The following is a 14,746-nucleotide window of genomic DNA, read 5'->3' as shown; positions in this document are numbered from 1 at the left end:
CATGATGGGAGGCACATTGCGGTACATCGCCCCCGGGCTGATCTTGCTGCTGCTGCTGGCGGCCTGTGGCGAACGCCCGCAGGCCGTGGCGCCGGTCTCTTCGCCGCAGGCCTCGCCCGCCGCGCAGGTGACCACCTCGCGCACGCCCAGCGTCACCGTGCGCGACGACGACACCACCGATGCCGGCCTGAACTGGGATGCGCCACAGGTGGAGATCGCCGACGACGCGGTCCGCCAGGCCCGACGCGACGCTGCCGCGGCGCTGCGTGCGGGAGATCTTTTCGAACAGTCGCGCGATGCGATCCCCCTGTACCTGGCCCTGTTGCGGCGCGATCCGGAGGACAAGGTCGCCAGTCGCGGACTGGCGCGTGCGGCCACCGCGCTGCTGGCCCAGGGGGCCAAGGCGGTGGCCGCGGCGGAGGACGATTCCGAGGCACTGGCCCGGGCGGTCAGGATCGCCGCGGTGGTGCGCACGGTCCTGCCGGACGATCCGCGCACCGATCCGTTTCTGTCCCAGGTCGACCTGGCCGAGCAGCTCGCCCGGCTCAACGCCACCGGGGAGAGCCAGTTGCGACAGGGGATCCTGGGCGAGGCGGGCGGGGACGGCGCACTGACCACGTTCCGCAACGTGCTGCAGCTCGCGCCGGGACAGGCGCGGGCCACCCAGGGCATGGCGGCCACCGAGAGCGCCTTCATCGGTCGGGCCGAAGCGGCCGCGCGGGCGTCGGATTTCGATGCGGCAGCGCGCTGGCTAGGGCTGGCGGCCAACATCCGCAAGGACGCCCCGACCGTGGCCGATGCGCAGGCCCGGATCGAACAGGAGCGCGCGCGACAGATCGCGGCCCTGCGTGATGCGGGGCTGGCCGAACTGGGCACACCCATGGGGCTGAAGAGCGCGCGGGAGAAACTGGCGGCCGCGCTGCGTATCGCCATGCCGGGCGACCCGGTGGCCGCCGAGCTGCGCCAGCGCATCGACCTGGCCACCCATTACGGCCTGTTCCGTCCCGGACAGGCCTTCACCGATGCGATGTCCTCCGGCGGCCGCGCGCCGACCATGGTGGTGGTGCCGCACGGCGGCTTCCGCATGGGCGCCGAGGACGACGAGCCTGGTGCCAGCGACGCGGAGAAGCCGGCGCATTACGTCCGCTTCGATCGTGGCTTCGCGGTCTCGCGCACGCCGGTGACGGTGGGCGAGTTCCGGCGCTTCGTCCAGGCCACCGACTACCGCGCCCGTGCCACCCGGCGCGGGCATTCCATCGTCTACGACGAGCGCAGCGGCAACTTCGTGCGCCGCAGCGGGGTGGACTGGCAGTCCGGCTACGACGGCAGCAAGGCCGCCGACGACATGCCGGTGATCCATGTCAGCGTGCGCGATGCCGAGGCTTACGCCGACTGGCTGGCCGAGCAGACCGGGCGCGGCTATCGCCTGCTCAGCGAGGCGGAGTTCGAGTACATCCTGCGCGCCGGCAGCCAGGGGCGCTATCCGTGGGGCAACCAGTCGCCGCCTCCGGAGGGGGTGGCCAACCTGACCGGGGGCAACGATGCCTCGCCCAGCGGGCGCCACTGGGCCAACGCGTTCTTTGGCTATGGCGATGGGTACTGGGGACCGTCGCCGGTGGCGACCTTCAAACCCAACGCGTGGGGCCTGTACGACGTGGGTGGCAACGTGAGCGAATGGGTCGCCGACTGCTGGCATGCCAGCTTCCGCCGTGCCCCGGACGATGGCGTGGCGTGGTTCAATCCCGGCTGCCGGGCTCGTGTGGTCCGGGGAGGAGCCTGGGCCAGTTCGCCGCAGCAGTCACGCGCGGCCTGGCGCGGCTCGCAGGACTCGGACATGACCAGCGCCCGCGTCGGCTTTCGCGTGGTGCGCGGAATCTAGGGGAATCGCATGCAGAACCCGGCCTACGGCAATCGCGGCATGCGGCGTCGCCGCGGCGGGGGCATCCGCTGGTGGATCCTGCTGGCCTTCGCCGGCTATGCCGCCTTCAGCTGGTTCGGTAGCCGCCAGACCGATCCATACACCGGCGAGGATGCCCACTACGGTGCCACCCCGGCCGAGGAGTCCGAGCTGGGCGTGCAGGCCTACCAGCAGGTGCTGGGTGAGGCCCGCCAGCAGGGTGCGCTGTTGCCGGCCAGCGACCCGACCAGCCAGGAGGTGGCGACCATTGCCCAGCGCCTGGTGGCGGTGGCCCCCCAGGTCGCGGCCGATCTGGCCAAGGCGCATGGTCAGCAGCCTCCGGACCTGTCCTCCTACCAGTGGCAGGTCAGCGTGCTGAACTCGGACCAGGCCAATGCCTTCTGCCTGCCGGGCGGCAAGATCGCGGTGTATACCGGGCTGATTCCGATCGCCCAGACCCGCGATGCGCTGGCGGTGGTGATGGGGCACGAGATCGCCCATGCGCTGCTGCGCCACGGTTCCCAGCGCATGGCCCAGCAGAAGCTGGTGCAGATGGGCCAGATCGCCGCGGGCATGTCCGGGATGGACCAGCAGACCATGGCCGCACTGGGCGCCGGCGTGCAGTACGGCGTGGTGCTGCCCTACGGGCGCGGGCACGAGACGCAGGCCGACGAGGTCGGCCTGATGCTGGCGGCAGCGGCCTGCTACGACCCGCGCCAGGCGATCCCGCTGTGGGAGCGGATGTCACAGCTGGACGGCGGCCAGCGCCCGCCGGAATTCGCCTCGACCCACCCCGATCCGGCCAACCGCATCGGCCACCTCCAGCAGCTGATGCCGCAGGCCCAGCAGTTCCATGATCGTTACTGCGGTGCAGGAGCCTTGCCGGCCGATCAGGCGCTGTAGATCGCCAAGGGCTTCAGAACCCCATGAACAAGCCGCCGTTGACCGGCAGGTTGGCGCCGGTGATGTAGCCGGCTGCGTCCTCGCAGAAGAACGCCACCGCGCGCGCGATGTCGGACGGCTCGCCCAGGCGCCCGGCCGGCACCGCGGCCAGTGTCTTCTCCAGCACGTGCGCCGGCATCGCGGCGGTCATCGGCGTGCGCACATAGCCCGGCGACACGCTGTTGACGGTGATGCCCTTGGCCGCGACCTCGCGCGCCAGCGACATCGTCAGCCCGTGCAGTCCGGCCTTGGCCGCGGCGTAGTTGGCCTGGCCGAAGTTGCCGGTCTGCCCGCTGACTGAGCTGATGTTGACGATGCGGCCATGCCCGCGCTGGATCATGCCGTCGATGGCGTGGTGGCACAGCTGGAAGGCACTGGTCAGGTTGACCTGCACCACCGCATTCCACTGCGCCAGGTCCATCTTGCGCAGGGTCGCGTCGCGGGTGATGCCGGCGTTGTTGACCAGGATGTCGATGGCGCCTTCGGCGGCCTGGATGCGTGCAATCAGGTCGGCGCATTGCGCCTGGTCAGACACGTCGGCCGGTTCGAAGCGGACCGCGCCCCCGGTGGCCTCGGAAAAGGCGGCCACGCGCTCGGGCGTGGCCGGCAGGTCGGTGGCGATCACGCGATGGCCGGCATCGGTCAGCGCACGGCAGATGGCCGTGCCGAGGCCGCCGATGCCGCCGGTGACCAGGGCGATGCGTTGGGTCATGGGAGTCCTTCTGTACGGAGAAACAAAAAACCCGCCGTTGAGCGGGTCATGGAACGCGTGCGGGACGGGAGCGTCAGCGTCGCGACTTGCCGGACTCGCGCGGCGGCGGTTCCTTGGTGGCTGACGGGCGCGCGGTGGGACGCCCCATCCCGGCGGTCATGTTGCGCTGGAACTCCTGCCAGATCTCCAGGTTGCGCTCGGTGAGCTGGTTCATCATCGCCCACGGCGTCTGCCCCAGCAGGTTGCCCATCTGCTGGCGGAACTGCGCCTGCTGGTCCATGAACATCTGCATGCTGCGCTCCAGGTAGTTGCCCATGAAGCCCTGCAGCGAGTCGCCGTAGAAACGGATGATCTGGCTGAGCAATTGGGTGGAGAGCACCGGCTCGCCGTCCTGCTCCTGCTCGCTGATGATCTGCAGCAGGACCAGGCGTGTCAGGTCCTCGCCGCTCTTGGCGTCGCGGACTTCGAATTCCTCGCCGTCGACGATGAGCTGGCGGACGTCCTCGATGGTGATGTAGCTGGAAATTTCAGTGTCGTAGAGACGACGGTTGGGATATTTCTTGATGATTCGGGTCGCAGCCATGTAGCGGTCACCTCACTCAATGTGCGCGGAGCATGCGCCTGGGTTTTTTGCGGCGCAACCATACTTTTGGCGCGTCTGTGGTCCGGATGGTCCGGTTCCGATGTGCGCCGTGACAGGTTTCGGACGGGGCTGAATCGGGCTCACCAGCCCATGTACTGGCCGCCATTGGCCGAGAGGTTGGCGCCGGTGATCCAGGCCGCCTCGTCGGGCACGAAGAAGGCCACCGCATAGGCGATGTCGTCCGGCGTGCCCAGGCGGCCAGTGGGGATCTGGGCGACGATCTTGTTGCGGATGTCCTCGGGGACGGCCATCACCATGTCGGTGCCGATGTAGCCGGGCGAGACGGTGTTGACGGTGATGCCGAACTTCGCGTTTTCCTGTGCCAGCGAGATGGTGAAGCCGTGCATGCCGGCCTTGGCCGCCGCGTAGTTGGCTTGCCCGTATTGGCCCTTCTGTCCGTTGATCGAGCTGATCTGGACGATGCGGCCCCAGCGACGCTCGCGCATGCCGCCGATCACCGGCCGGGTCATGTTGAACACGGAGGTGAGGTTGGTGTCGATCACCTCGCTCCACTGGTCCGCTTCCATCTTGTGGAAGGTGGTGTCGCGGGTGATGCCGGCGTTGTTGACCAGGATGTCCACCGGGCCGAGCCGGCCGGTGACCTCATCGACCATGGCCTGGGCCTGGTCCCCATAGCGGACATCGCCAGGAACCAGCAGGATGTCCAGGCCTTCGGCGCGCATCTTCTCCTGCCAGGCCATGGCCCGGTCGCGATCGCGGTAGTTGGTGGCCACGCGGTGGCCCAGGGAGGAGAGCTTTCGGCAGATGGCCGTGCCGATGCCACCGGTGCCGCCGGTGACCATTGCAACGCGAGACGTCATGGAGAGCAATCGCTGTAGAAAGGCGTGGGCCCAACGATTCTAGGGTGCGCCTGCAGCATGGCTATTGTGCGCTGCAGCGTAAAGGCCGGTGCTGCGGGGCAATAACGCCGGGTCGAAGTGCTCTGCCGCCGCTTGCAATGCCTGCAATGGAAGCTTGGCGTTGTCCAGTCGACCGGACGCTTGCCCCAGCTGCCGCCAGGCCGCACGCAGGACCGGCAGCGCCGTGGCCGGCGTCAGGGCGTCGGCGCCCTCGGACTTGGACAGCTTCTGCCCGTGCGCATCGAGTAGGAGCGGCAGGTGCAGATAGCGTGGCGTGGGCAGGTCGAGCGCGCGCTGGAGCAGGATCTGGCGCGGCGTGGAATCGAGCAGGTCGGCCCCGCGCACCACGTCGGTGATGCCCTGCGCGGCATCGTCCACGACCACCGCCAGCTGGTAGGCCCACAGGCCGTCCGCGCGGCGCAGCACGAAATCCCCCACCTCATGTCCGACATGCTGACTTTGCGGACCTTGCAAGCCATCGTCGAAGGTGACAATGCAGTCACCGGGCACGCGCAGCCGCACGGCCGGATCAGGCCTGCGCCGGCGTGCCACGCAGTGGCGATGGATACCGCCGGTGGCCGCCAGATCGGCGCGACTGCAGTGGCATTCGAATGCCAGTCCACGCGCCAGCAGCGTGTCCAAGGCGGCTGCATAGGCGGCACTCCGGGTGTGTTGCCAGAGCACCGGCAAGTCGCTTGAAAACCCCATGATTTCCAGCAATTCCAGCTGTGCCCGGGCGGCCCCGGGCATCTCCCGCGGCGGGTCCAGGTCCTCGATCCGCAAGAGCCATTCGCCGTGCGCATGGCGGGCCAGCAGCCAGCTGCCGAGCGCGGCCAGCAACGAGCCGGCGTGCAGGGGGCCGGTGGGCGAGGGCGCGAAACGGCCGCGGTACGGAGCAGGGGACATGGCGGAAAACGGGCGGGAAATCGCTGAATGCGCGGTCAGCTTCCAGCTTGAAGTGAAAGGGGGGCGTCCACAAGATTCATGCCAGCCAACTTCATTCCCCGGAGTCCACCGTGTTCACCCGTATCGCGCTCTTCATGCTGACCAACTTGGCGGTGCTGGCCCTGGCCAGCGTCGTGATGGCGGTCTTTGGCGTCAATCCGTCCAGCATGGCCGGGCTGCTGGTCGTGGCCGCGCTGTTCGGCTTTGGCGGCTCGATCATTTCCCTGCTCATGTCCAAGTGGATGGCCAAACGCGCGACCGGCGCGATGGTCATCGAAACGCCGCGCAACGAAGCCGAGCAGTGGCTGGTCCAGACCGTGCGCCGCCAGGCCGAGGCCGCCGGCATCGGCATGCCGGAAGTGGCCGTCTACGACGCCCCGGAGATCAACGCCTTCGCTACCGGCGCCAGCCGCAACAACGCGCTGGTGGCCGTGTCCACCGGCCTGCTGCGGCAAATGAACCGCGACGAGGCCGAGGCCGTCCTGGGCCACGAAGTCAGCCACGTCGCCAACGGCGACATGATCACCATGGCCCTGCTGCAGGGCGTGCTGAATACCTTCGTGATCGTGCTGGCTCGCGTGATCGGCGGCGTGATCGACAGCTATCTGTCCGGTAACCGCGAAGGCAACAGCCGCGGCATCGCCTACTACGTCATCGTGTTCGCGCTGGAGATGGTGCTGGGGCTGTTCGCCACGATGATCGCGATGTGGTTCTCGCGTCGTCGCGAGTTCCGTGCCGACCACGGTGGCGCGACGCTGGCTGGCCGGCAGAAGATGATCGCCGCGCTGGAGCGTCTGCAGGCCAACCACGCCACCAGCACCTTGCCCTCGCAGGTCGAGGCCTTCGGCATCGCCGGCGGCGTTGGCGAGGGGCTGAAGAAGCTCTTCCTGAGTCATCCGCCGCTGGAGCAGCGCATCGCCGCGCTGCGCGCGACGCAGGCGCGCGCGGCGACCGTGGCCTGATCCTCGGCTTCTTGATCCGAAAAATGAAAAGCCCGCCGATCAGGCGGGCTTTTTCGTACGCGGCCGCGATGCGGCGTCGACGGCGCCCAGCGCTAGAAGTCGAAGCTCATCTCGGGAGTGGCGTGTCCCACGAAATGCCCCTCCACGTAGTGCAGGCCGGCGCCGAACAGCAAGGACATTGTTGCCGGATCCTGCACATGCTCGGCGATGGTGAGCATGCCGTCGTTGGCCGCCCGCGCGGTGATCTCGCGGATCTTGTCCTGGCTCTCCACCGCGCGGGCGTGATCCTGACTGAAGCTGCGGTCCAGCTTGAGGAAGCTCGGGGTGAAATGCGCCAGCAGCTGGAACGAGTCCAGGCCGGTGCCGAACTGCTCGAGGCCGACGCGGCAGCCAAGCCCCGCGGCGGTGGTGAGGAACTGCTGAGCGCTGCGCAGATGGGTGAACACCTTGGCCTCGGTGGTCTCCAGCCAAAGGCGCTCGCCCGGCACCCCCTGGGCCGCCAACTCGCGGGCGATCACCTCGGTCAGGCGGGTGTCGGCGAAGGAGGCCTGGCTGACCTTCACCATCAGCCGGGTCGGGCGTCCGGCGCGCTCGCGTTCGCCCAGGACGGTAATGGCGCGTGTGATCACCCACTGGTCGATCTGGGCCAGCAGTCCGGCGTCCTCGGCGATCGCCAGGAAGGTCACCGGGTTGACCTTGTCGCCGCCGCCCGATTCCAGGCGCAGGAAGGCTTCGTAGAAATCGCCCGGCTCGCCCAGCAGCGGAATGATCGGCTGGAAGTGCAGGGAAAAGCCTTCGCCGGCCAGCGCGGTGTGCACCAGGTCCAGGATGCGCTGGATGCGTTCCTCTTCGGCGCGATCCACCGCGGAGGGGTCGAAGATCTGCACGCCGTTGCCACCCAGGCTGGCGACCGATGCGAGGTTCTCGCTGGCGCGGGCCAGGACCTGGCTGACGCTGGCGATCTTCTCGCCGACCTGCACGCCGCCCAGGCTGATGGTCACCGTGACCGAGCGCTGGCCGACCTCCAGCACATGGGAGGCGAAGGCCGCGCGCAGCGACTCGGCCAGTGCGGCGGTGCGCGCATGGTCGCCGCGGCACAGCACCGCGAAGCCATGCTCGGAGAAGCGGGCCGCGAGCATGTCCGGCTCTAGCGTGGCCGCGAACTTGGCGGCCATGGCCGCGATCAGCGCGTCGGCCGCGTCCAGGCCGATATCCGGCAGCAGCCGCGCGTAGTGGTCTGGCTCGGCCAGCAGCAGGCCGTACTGGCTGTCCTCGCCGACGCCGACCGCGGCCACGGCGTCTTCCAGCGCATGCAGGAAGGTCGGGCGATTCAGCAGGCCGGTGACCACGTCGCGCTGGCGCAGGTCCTCGACCTCGCGGGCCAGCTCGGTGTCCAGCTCGCGGCGGCGGAACACCACCTGCACGCAGGCCTCGCCCTCATAGGTGGCGGTAGCGAATTCCATGACCGCCGGGAACGCCTCGCCCTCCATCGTGCGGGCTTCGCATTCGTAGCGCGGCGGGGGCGGCTCGCCCTTGCCCAGGCGCTTGAGCAACTGCTTGAAGTCCTCCACGTCCTTGGGCGCGATCAGGTCGAGCAGGGACAGCCCTTCGACGTCCTCAAACTCCTGGAAGCCGAACATCTCCAGGTAGGCCTCGTTGGCCCGGATGTGCATGCCTTCGTGGATATAGGCGATCGGATCACGCGAGGAGGAAATCAGCGCATCACAGCGGCGCTCGGTCTCGCGCAGCTGCGCTTCGAGCCGGCGCAGGCTGCGCCGGGACTCCAGGTCGCTCCATTCCTTGCGGGCCACCTTGAGCAGGTGGTCCGGGCGGCTGCGCATCGCCACGGCGCGGGCGCCGCCCACCAGGTCGTCAATCACGCTGGCATCGCCGACCGCGTCGATCATCACGATGACCGGGATGTCCTTGCTGCCGGCGCCGACCTGGGCCAGCACGGTGGGTACCGGGATCGCCGAGGAGCCCTTGGCCACCAGGATCAGGTCCACCGGCTGGTGGCTGAGCTGCTGGGCGAGCTCGGACGGGTCCAGGGGGCGCAGCGGCCGCACCGCGATGCCATCGTTGCGGAAGGTGCTCACGACGGCCTCGGCCGCTTCGCCGCTGTCGTCCACGATCATCAGCCGCACGGGGGTGTCTTTGCCGATCTGCATTGCGCTGGTTCTGTCGGGGGACGCCGTTTAATACAGCATGGCCGGCACAGCGTCCATTCCGGAACGGCCCGGGCGCGACCTGTCGCAGCGTCCGCCCGAGGCGCTCACAACGGGCGTTTGCCGGTGTCGCCGGGGATCTCTCGGACCAGCTTGGGCACCAGGTAGCCGGACAGTCTGGCCGACAGCTGGGCATGCAGCGCCAGCGCGGTCGCGTCATCGATCTCGAAGTGCGCCACGCCCTGGACCCGGTCGAGCTGATGCAGGTAATAGGGCAGCACGCCTGCGGCGAAGCCGCGTTCGGACAGGTCGGCCAGGGCCTGGACGCTGTCGTTCACCCCTCGCAGCAGCACGGCCTGGTTGAGCAGGCTGGCCCCGGTGCCACGCAACGCGGCCAGCGCCATATCAACCTCGGCGTCGAACTCGTTGGCGTGGTTGGCGTGCAGGACAAAGGCCACAGGCCACGGCAGCGCGGCCAGCCAGCGCAGCAGCGGCGCGTCCACGCGCTCGGGCAGCACCATCGGCAGTCGGCTGTGGAGGCGCAGGCGCTTGAGATGCGGGATCTGCTGCAGCGCGTCGGTCAGTTCGGCCAGCTTGGCGGTCGACAGCGACAGGGGATCGCCGCCGGAAAGGATGACTTCATCGATGCTGCTGTCCTGCCGCACGCGCGCCACGGCCTCGGCCCAGTGGCCGCGGGCGGCGGTCTGCTCGCCGTAGGGGAAGTGGCGGCGGAAGCAGTAGCGGCAGTGGATCGCGCAGCTGCCGGTGGACACCATGAGCGCGCGTCCCTGGTACTTCTGGATCACGCCGGTGGCCGAGCGCGCCGCCGCATCGCCCACGGCATCCAGGCCAAAGCCCTGTACCTGGCGCAGTTCGGCATCCAGCGGCAAAACCTGGCGCAGCAGCGGATCGTGCGGATCGCCGTGGCGCATCCGGCCGATGAAGCCGCGCGGCGCCAGCAGCGGGAACTGCGCCGCCGCCTCGCCGGACATCGCCGGCACCAGGCCCTCCAGGCCCAGCAACGCCAGCAATTCGGCCGGGTCGCGGACGGCCTGGCGCAGCGCCTGCTGCCAGCCGGACGGCTGCAACGGGGCGGGCGAGGAGGCGGGCGAGGCCGGGACCGGCTGTCTGGAGACGTGTGCTGCGGGTATCATGGCGGTTTCAGAAAGCAAGCGCCCGCCGGTCGCGGCGGGCGTTCCCATTGTATCCGGCCGGTCGCCCTGCGCGGCGGGTTAGCCACACCTCCAGGAGTTTTGCGCATGGCCAGTTACGGCATGAACGACGTCAAGAACGGGATGAAGATCCTGGTCAACAACGAACCCGCCATCATCACCGAAACCGACTACGTCAAGCCGGGCAAGGGCCAGGCCTTCACCCGCATGCGCTTCCGCCTGATCCGCTCGGGCCGCGTGCAGGAGCTGACCCTCAAGAGCACCGATGCGATCGAAGCGGCCGACGTGGTCGATACCGACATGCAGTACCTGTACACCGACGGTGAGTACTGGCACTTCATGCAGCAGGAGACCTTCGAGCAGGTGCAGGCCGACGAGGCCGGCATCGGCGATGCCAAGAAGTGGCTCAAGGGCGAGGAGTCCTGCGTGGTCACCCTGTTCAACGGCAACCCGATCCAGGTGACGCCGCCGAACTTCGTCGAGCTGAAGATCACCGAGACCGACCCGGGCGTGAAGGGCGACACCGCCGGCACCGGCGGCAAGCCGGCCACGCTGGAAACCGGCGCGGTGGTGCGCGTGCCGTTGTTCGTGGGCACCGACGAGATCATCAAGGTCGACACCCGCACCGGCGAGTACGTTTCGCGCGTGAAGTGACCTGATGGCGCGGACGCCGCAGCGCGGCGTTCGCCTTTGCCATCACCGGCGGGGGCATGCCTCCGCCATCCCCGCCGACGTGGGGACGACGATCTGAAGGTTCGACGACGAACTGACTGCCTTCCGCTTCCTCGCCTTCCGCGGCCGGGAGGCACTCCTTCCCAAGCGAGCCAGCATGAGCGAATCCACCGGCGTTCCCGAATCCTGTGACCTGTTGATCGAGGCCGGTTTCGTGGTCCCCGTGGAGCCGCATGCGGTGGTGCTGGAACAGCACGCCGTGGCCATCCGCGACGAGGCCATCGTCGCCATCCTGCCCACGGCGCAGGCCCGCGCCCGCTTCGAAGCCAAGCAGGTCGTGCAGCGGCCCGAGGCCGCGCTGATCCCAGGCCTGGTCAACGCCCACACCCACAACCCGATGACGCTGCTGCGCGGCATCGCCGACGACCTGCCGCTCAAGGTCTGGCTGCAGCAGCACATCTGGCCGGTGGAAGCGGCGGTCATGGCGCCGGACTTCATCGCCGATGGCATCACCCTGGCGATCGCCGAGATGCTGCGCGGCGGCACCACCTGCGTCAACGAGAACTATTTCTTTCCCGACGTGCAGGCGGCCACCTACAAGCACCATGGCTTCCGCGCCCGCGTGGGCCTGCCGGTGATCGACTTTCCGACCGCCTGGGCCAGCAGCGACGACGAATACTTCGAGCGCGCCGGCGAGGTCCACGACCAGTGGCGCGACGATCCGCTGATCAGCATGGCCTTCGCCCCGCACGCGCCGTACACGGTCAGCGATGCCAATTTCGAACGGGTCCGCATGCTGTCCGACCAGTTGGACGTGCCGGTGCACCTGCACCTGCACGAGACCGCCCAGGAGGTGCAGCAGTCGCTGGACGACTACGGCCAGCGCCCGATCGCGCGCTTGGACCGCCTGGGGCTGTTCAACGACCGACTCATCGCCGTGCACATGACGCAGCTGACCCAGGGCGAGATCCACCTGTGTGCCGAGCGCGGAGTGTCGGTGGTGCATTGCCCGGAATCCAATCTCAAGCTGGCCTCGGGCTTCTGCCCGGCCTGCGCACTGGCCCGTGCCGGGGTGAACCTGGCCATCGGCACCGATGGCTGTGCGTCCAACAACGACCTGGACATGTTCAGCGAGACCCGCACCGCGGCGATCCTGTCCAAGGCCGTGGCCCAGGACGCCGCCGGCCTGGACGCCTTTGCCGCGCTGCGCGCCGCGACCCTGGGGGGCGCGAAGGCGATCGGCCTGGACGCGCAGGTCGGCACGCTGGAAGTCGGCAAGCGCGCCGACATCGCCTGCGTGGACCTGTCCGCGCTGGAGACCCAGCCCCTGCACCACGTGGTCAGCCAGCTGGTCTACGCCACTGGCCGCCACCAGGTTACCGATGTGTGGATCGATGGGCGCGCACGCCTGATCGAGCGCCAGCCGGTGGGGATCGACATGGCCGGCGTGGTCGCCAATGCGCGCCAGTGGCGCCAGCGCATCGCCGGCCTGCATCCGGGCTGATCACGCCTGGCGACGCGGCGACCCCGCATGCTGGTCGCCGTTTTCCGCAGCCACGTGCTGCGACGTTCCAAGAGGAATTGCGATGAATCCCGCTCCCAACGCCCACGCCAACTATCACCAGGCCGAGCTGGACAAGTTCGGCGCGCTGGCCACCCGCTGGTGGGACCCGGACGGCCCGCAGAAGCCGCTGCACGCGCTCAACCCGGTGCGCCTGCAGTACGTGGCCAGCCGCCTGCCGCTGGCCGGCAAGCGCGTGCTGGACGTGGGCTGCGGTGGCGGCCTGCTCAGCGAGGCCCTGGCCGCGGCGGGTGCACAGGTGGTCGCCATCGACCTGGCGCCGGAACTGCTGAAGGCCGCGCGTCTGCACAAGCTCGAATCCGGTGTTGAAGTGGACTACCGCGAGATCGCGGTCGAGGCCCTGGCCGAGGCCGAGCCGGAAAGCTTCGACGCGGTGACCTGCATGGAGATGCTCGAACACGTCCCTGACCCGGGCGCGATCATCGAGGCCTGCGCGCAGTTGCTCAAGCCGGGCGGGCAGCTGTTCCTGTCCACGCTCAACCGCACCCCGGCCGCCTTCGCCCTGGCCGTGGTCGGCGCCGAATACATCGCCAAGCTGCTGCCCAAGGGCACGCATCGCTATGCCGACTTCATCAAGCCCTCCGAGCTGGCCGCCTGGGTGCGCCGCAGCGGCCTGCAGATGACCGATGTCAGCGGCTTGGTGTACGAGCCCTGGCGCGGCGTGGCCCGCCTGAGCCGGCGCACCGAGGTCAACTACCTGGCCTGCGCGAGCAAGCCCTGAGCCGGTCTTCGATGTCGCACGCCCGTTTTCCGAAGGTCGCCCTGTTCGACCTGGATGGCACGCTGCTGGACAGCGCGCCGGACATGCTGGCCACCGTCAACCGCATGCTGGCGATACGCGGGCGGGCGCCGATGACGCTGGACGCGATCCGTCCGCACGTGTCCAAGGGCGCGCGGGCGATGTGTGGCGCCGCATTCCCGGAACTGTCCATCGAGGCGCGTGACGCGCTGGTGCCGGAATTCCTGCGGGTCTATGCCGAAGAACTGGGCAAGCACGGCGTGGCGTTCGACGGGATCGAGCCGATGCTGGCCGCGCTGGAAGCGGCCGGCAGCCGATGGGGCATCGTCACCAACAAGCCCGAAGGCCTGGCCCGCGACCTGATGCCGCTGCTGGGCTGGCAGGACCGTTGCGCGGTGCTGATCGGCGGCGACACCCTGCCCGAGCGCAAGCCGCATCCGCTGCCATTGCAGGAGGCCGTGCGCCGACTGGAGGCCGACATCGCCGACTGTGTCTACGTGGGCGACGACGAGCGCGATATCCAGTCCGCGCGTGCGGCGGGCATGGCGTCGATCGCCGCGCTGTGGGGCTATCGGCTGGTGCACGACGATCCACGCAACTGGCAGGCCGATGTGATGCTGGAACAGGCCACCGAACTGCTGGACCCGACGGTCTGGCCACAGGGCGGGGCGCGCTGATGTCCGAGGCGCTGCATAGCTTCCTGGAGAAATGGCGCAGCCGTTGGCCGGAATGGCAGCTGGTGCAGACCTTCGTGCCCGAGCCGCAGCGCCGGCTGGCCGAGGCCTGGTTCGCGCTGCTGCAGGAGCTGTTCGACGCGATGAACATCGCCGGCGACCCGCTGCCCGCCGACGCCAAGCTGGCCTGGTGGGGCGAGGAACTGCGCGACTGGTCCAGGCATCGCGCGAGGCATCCGCTGGGCCGCGTGCTCGAGCCGGTCACCGCGCCCTGGGAGGTGCTGGCCGATGCGCTGCCGGGCCTGTCGCTAATGCGCTCGCTGCCCGAATCCCCCGACGCGGCGCTGCCGCTGGTGATGCCGCTGGGCAACGCCATCGCCCGGGTCGAAGCCGCGCTGTTCCCAGGCGCGCGCCAGACCACCGCCCTGGAGCCGATGGCCGCACAGCTGCTGTTTGCCCGCTGGATGGAAGTGCCGCCGCACGCCAACACCTTCGCCTGGCGCGACGCGCTGCTGGCACGCTGGCCAGCGCGCATCGACGGTCCGCGCCCGCGCCGGTTGATGGCCGCGCTACTGCGCCTGCGCCTGGCCAACCTGCACGCCGACGGGCAGGGCAGCACGCCGGCCAAGCCATTCAAGCTGGTGTGGACCGCCTGGCGCGCGGCCAGTGGTGGGCAGTGACGCGACGGATTCGCGTAGAACCGAGCTTGCTCGGCTGCGGCATGGCCGATGGAACCCCAGCCGAGCAAGCTCGGCTCTACAGGAATCGACGAGTCCATGCA

Annotated in this window: 14 protein-coding genes; 8 read left to right on the top strand and 6 right to left on the bottom strand. The window is 69.1% G+C overall.

The window, feature by feature from the left end:
* The first annotated feature begins 4 nt into the window (after window positions 1-4).
* Together ACORQU_RS18885 and ACORQU_RS18880 are read left to right on the top strand one after the other, a co-directional pair.
* Window positions 5-1,879, top strand: coding sequence for a formylglycine-generating enzyme family protein (locus tag ACORQU_RS18885; RefSeq protein WP_491645179.1), 1,875 nt, complete (start codon window positions 5-7; stop codon window positions 1,877-1,879).
* Between the two features lie 9 nt (window positions 1,880-1,888).
* The gene (locus tag ACORQU_RS18880; RefSeq protein WP_491642555.1) at window positions 1,889-2,800 is read left to right on the top strand and encodes a M48 family metallopeptidase; all 912 of its coding nucleotides are present in this window, start codon (window positions 1,889-1,891) and stop codon (window positions 2,798-2,800) included.
* 13 nt (window positions 2,801-2,813) lie between these two features.
* Here ACORQU_RS18880 and phbB (ACORQU_RS18875) read toward each other — a convergent pair whose 3' ends face one another.
* The 4 genes from phbB (ACORQU_RS18875) to gluQRS form a co-directional block, all read right to left on the bottom strand.
* On the bottom strand, window positions 2,814-3,551 hold the full coding sequence (gene phbB, locus ACORQU_RS18875; RefSeq protein ID WP_491642554.1) for an acetoacetyl-CoA reductase: 738 nt from the start codon (window positions 3,549-3,551) through the stop codon (window positions 2,814-2,816).
* A 73-nt stretch (window positions 3,552-3,624) separates the two neighbouring features.
* Window positions 3,625-4,134: a polyhydroxyalkanoate synthesis repressor PhaR gene (gene phaR, locus ACORQU_RS18870; protein ID WP_491642553.1), complete on the bottom strand. Its 510-nt coding sequence runs from the start codon at window positions 4,132-4,134 to the stop codon at window positions 3,625-3,627.
* Between the two features lie 140 nt (window positions 4,135-4,274).
* Window positions 4,275-5,015 carry an acetoacetyl-CoA reductase gene (gene phbB, locus ACORQU_RS18865; protein WP_491642551.1) on the bottom strand — a complete coding sequence of 247 codons (741 nt, stop codon included), beginning with the start codon at window positions 5,013-5,015 and terminating at the stop codon, window positions 4,275-4,277.
* Between the two features lie 39 nt (window positions 5,016-5,054).
* Window positions 5,055-5,960, bottom strand: coding sequence for a tRNA glutamyl-Q(34) synthetase GluQRS (gene gluQRS / locus ACORQU_RS18860; protein ID WP_491642550.1), 906 nt, complete (start codon window positions 5,958-5,960; stop codon window positions 5,055-5,057).
* Window positions 5,961-6,070: 110 nt separating this feature from the next.
* Between gluQRS and htpX the strand changes: the two genes are divergently transcribed.
* A complete protein-coding gene (gene htpX / locus ACORQU_RS18855) occupies window positions 6,071-6,961 on the top strand; it encodes a protease HtpX (protein ID WP_491642549.1) in 891 nt (296 codons plus the stop codon).
* Window positions 6,962-7,053: 92 nt separating this feature from the next.
* On the opposite strand, the gene ACORQU_RS18850 is transcribed toward htpX, so the two are convergent.
* Window positions 7,054-9,129, bottom strand: coding sequence for an EAL domain-containing response regulator (locus tag ACORQU_RS18850; RefSeq protein WP_491642547.1), 2,076 nt, complete (start codon window positions 9,127-9,129; stop codon window positions 7,054-7,056).
* A 104-nt stretch (window positions 9,130-9,233) separates the two neighbouring features.
* The gene (gene epmB / locus ACORQU_RS18845) at window positions 9,234-10,280 is read right to left on the bottom strand and encodes an EF-P beta-lysylation protein EpmB (protein ID WP_491642546.1); all 1,047 of its coding nucleotides are present in this window, start codon (window positions 10,278-10,280) and stop codon (window positions 9,234-9,236) included.
* 105 nt (window positions 10,281-10,385) lie between these two features.
* Here epmB and efp point away from each other — a divergent pair, with 105 nt between their 5' ends.
* The 5 genes from efp to ACORQU_RS18820 all read left to right on the top strand — a co-directional run bounded on the left by efp (window position 10,386) and on the right by ACORQU_RS18820 (window position 14,645).
* A complete protein-coding gene (efp, locus tag ACORQU_RS18840) occupies window positions 10,386-10,952 on the top strand; it encodes an elongation factor P (protein WP_271645564.1) in 567 nt (188 codons plus the stop codon).
* A 175-nt stretch (window positions 10,953-11,127) separates the two neighbouring features.
* Window positions 11,128-12,474 (top strand): TRZ/ATZ family hydrolase, encoded by a 1,347-nt coding sequence (locus ACORQU_RS18835; RefSeq protein WP_491642544.1) that lies wholly within the window; start codon window positions 11,128-11,130, stop codon window positions 12,472-12,474.
* Window positions 12,475-12,556: 82 nt separating this feature from the next.
* Window positions 12,557-13,273 (top strand): bifunctional 2-polyprenyl-6-hydroxyphenol methylase/3-demethylubiquinol 3-O-methyltransferase UbiG, encoded by a 717-nt coding sequence (gene ubiG / locus ACORQU_RS18830; protein ID WP_491642543.1) that lies wholly within the window; start codon window positions 12,557-12,559, stop codon window positions 13,271-13,273.
* 11 nt (window positions 13,274-13,284) lie between these two features.
* Window positions 13,285-13,968 carry a phosphoglycolate phosphatase gene (locus tag ACORQU_RS18825; protein ID WP_491642541.1) on the top strand — a complete coding sequence of 228 codons (684 nt, stop codon included), beginning with the start codon at window positions 13,285-13,287 and terminating at the stop codon, window positions 13,966-13,968.
* Window positions 13,968-14,645 (top strand): phytoene/squalene synthase family protein, encoded by a 678-nt coding sequence (locus ACORQU_RS18820; RefSeq protein ID WP_491642539.1) that lies wholly within the window; start codon window positions 13,968-13,970, stop codon window positions 14,643-14,645. The genes ACORQU_RS18825 and ACORQU_RS18820 overlap by 1 nt, the downstream gene beginning before the upstream one ends.
* The last annotated feature ends 101 nt before the right edge of the window (window positions 14,646-14,746 follow it).

This window comes from Pseudoxanthomonas sp. JC1303 (assembly GCF_058448525.1).
This window is presented reverse-complemented; position numbering and strand designations above follow the sequence as displayed.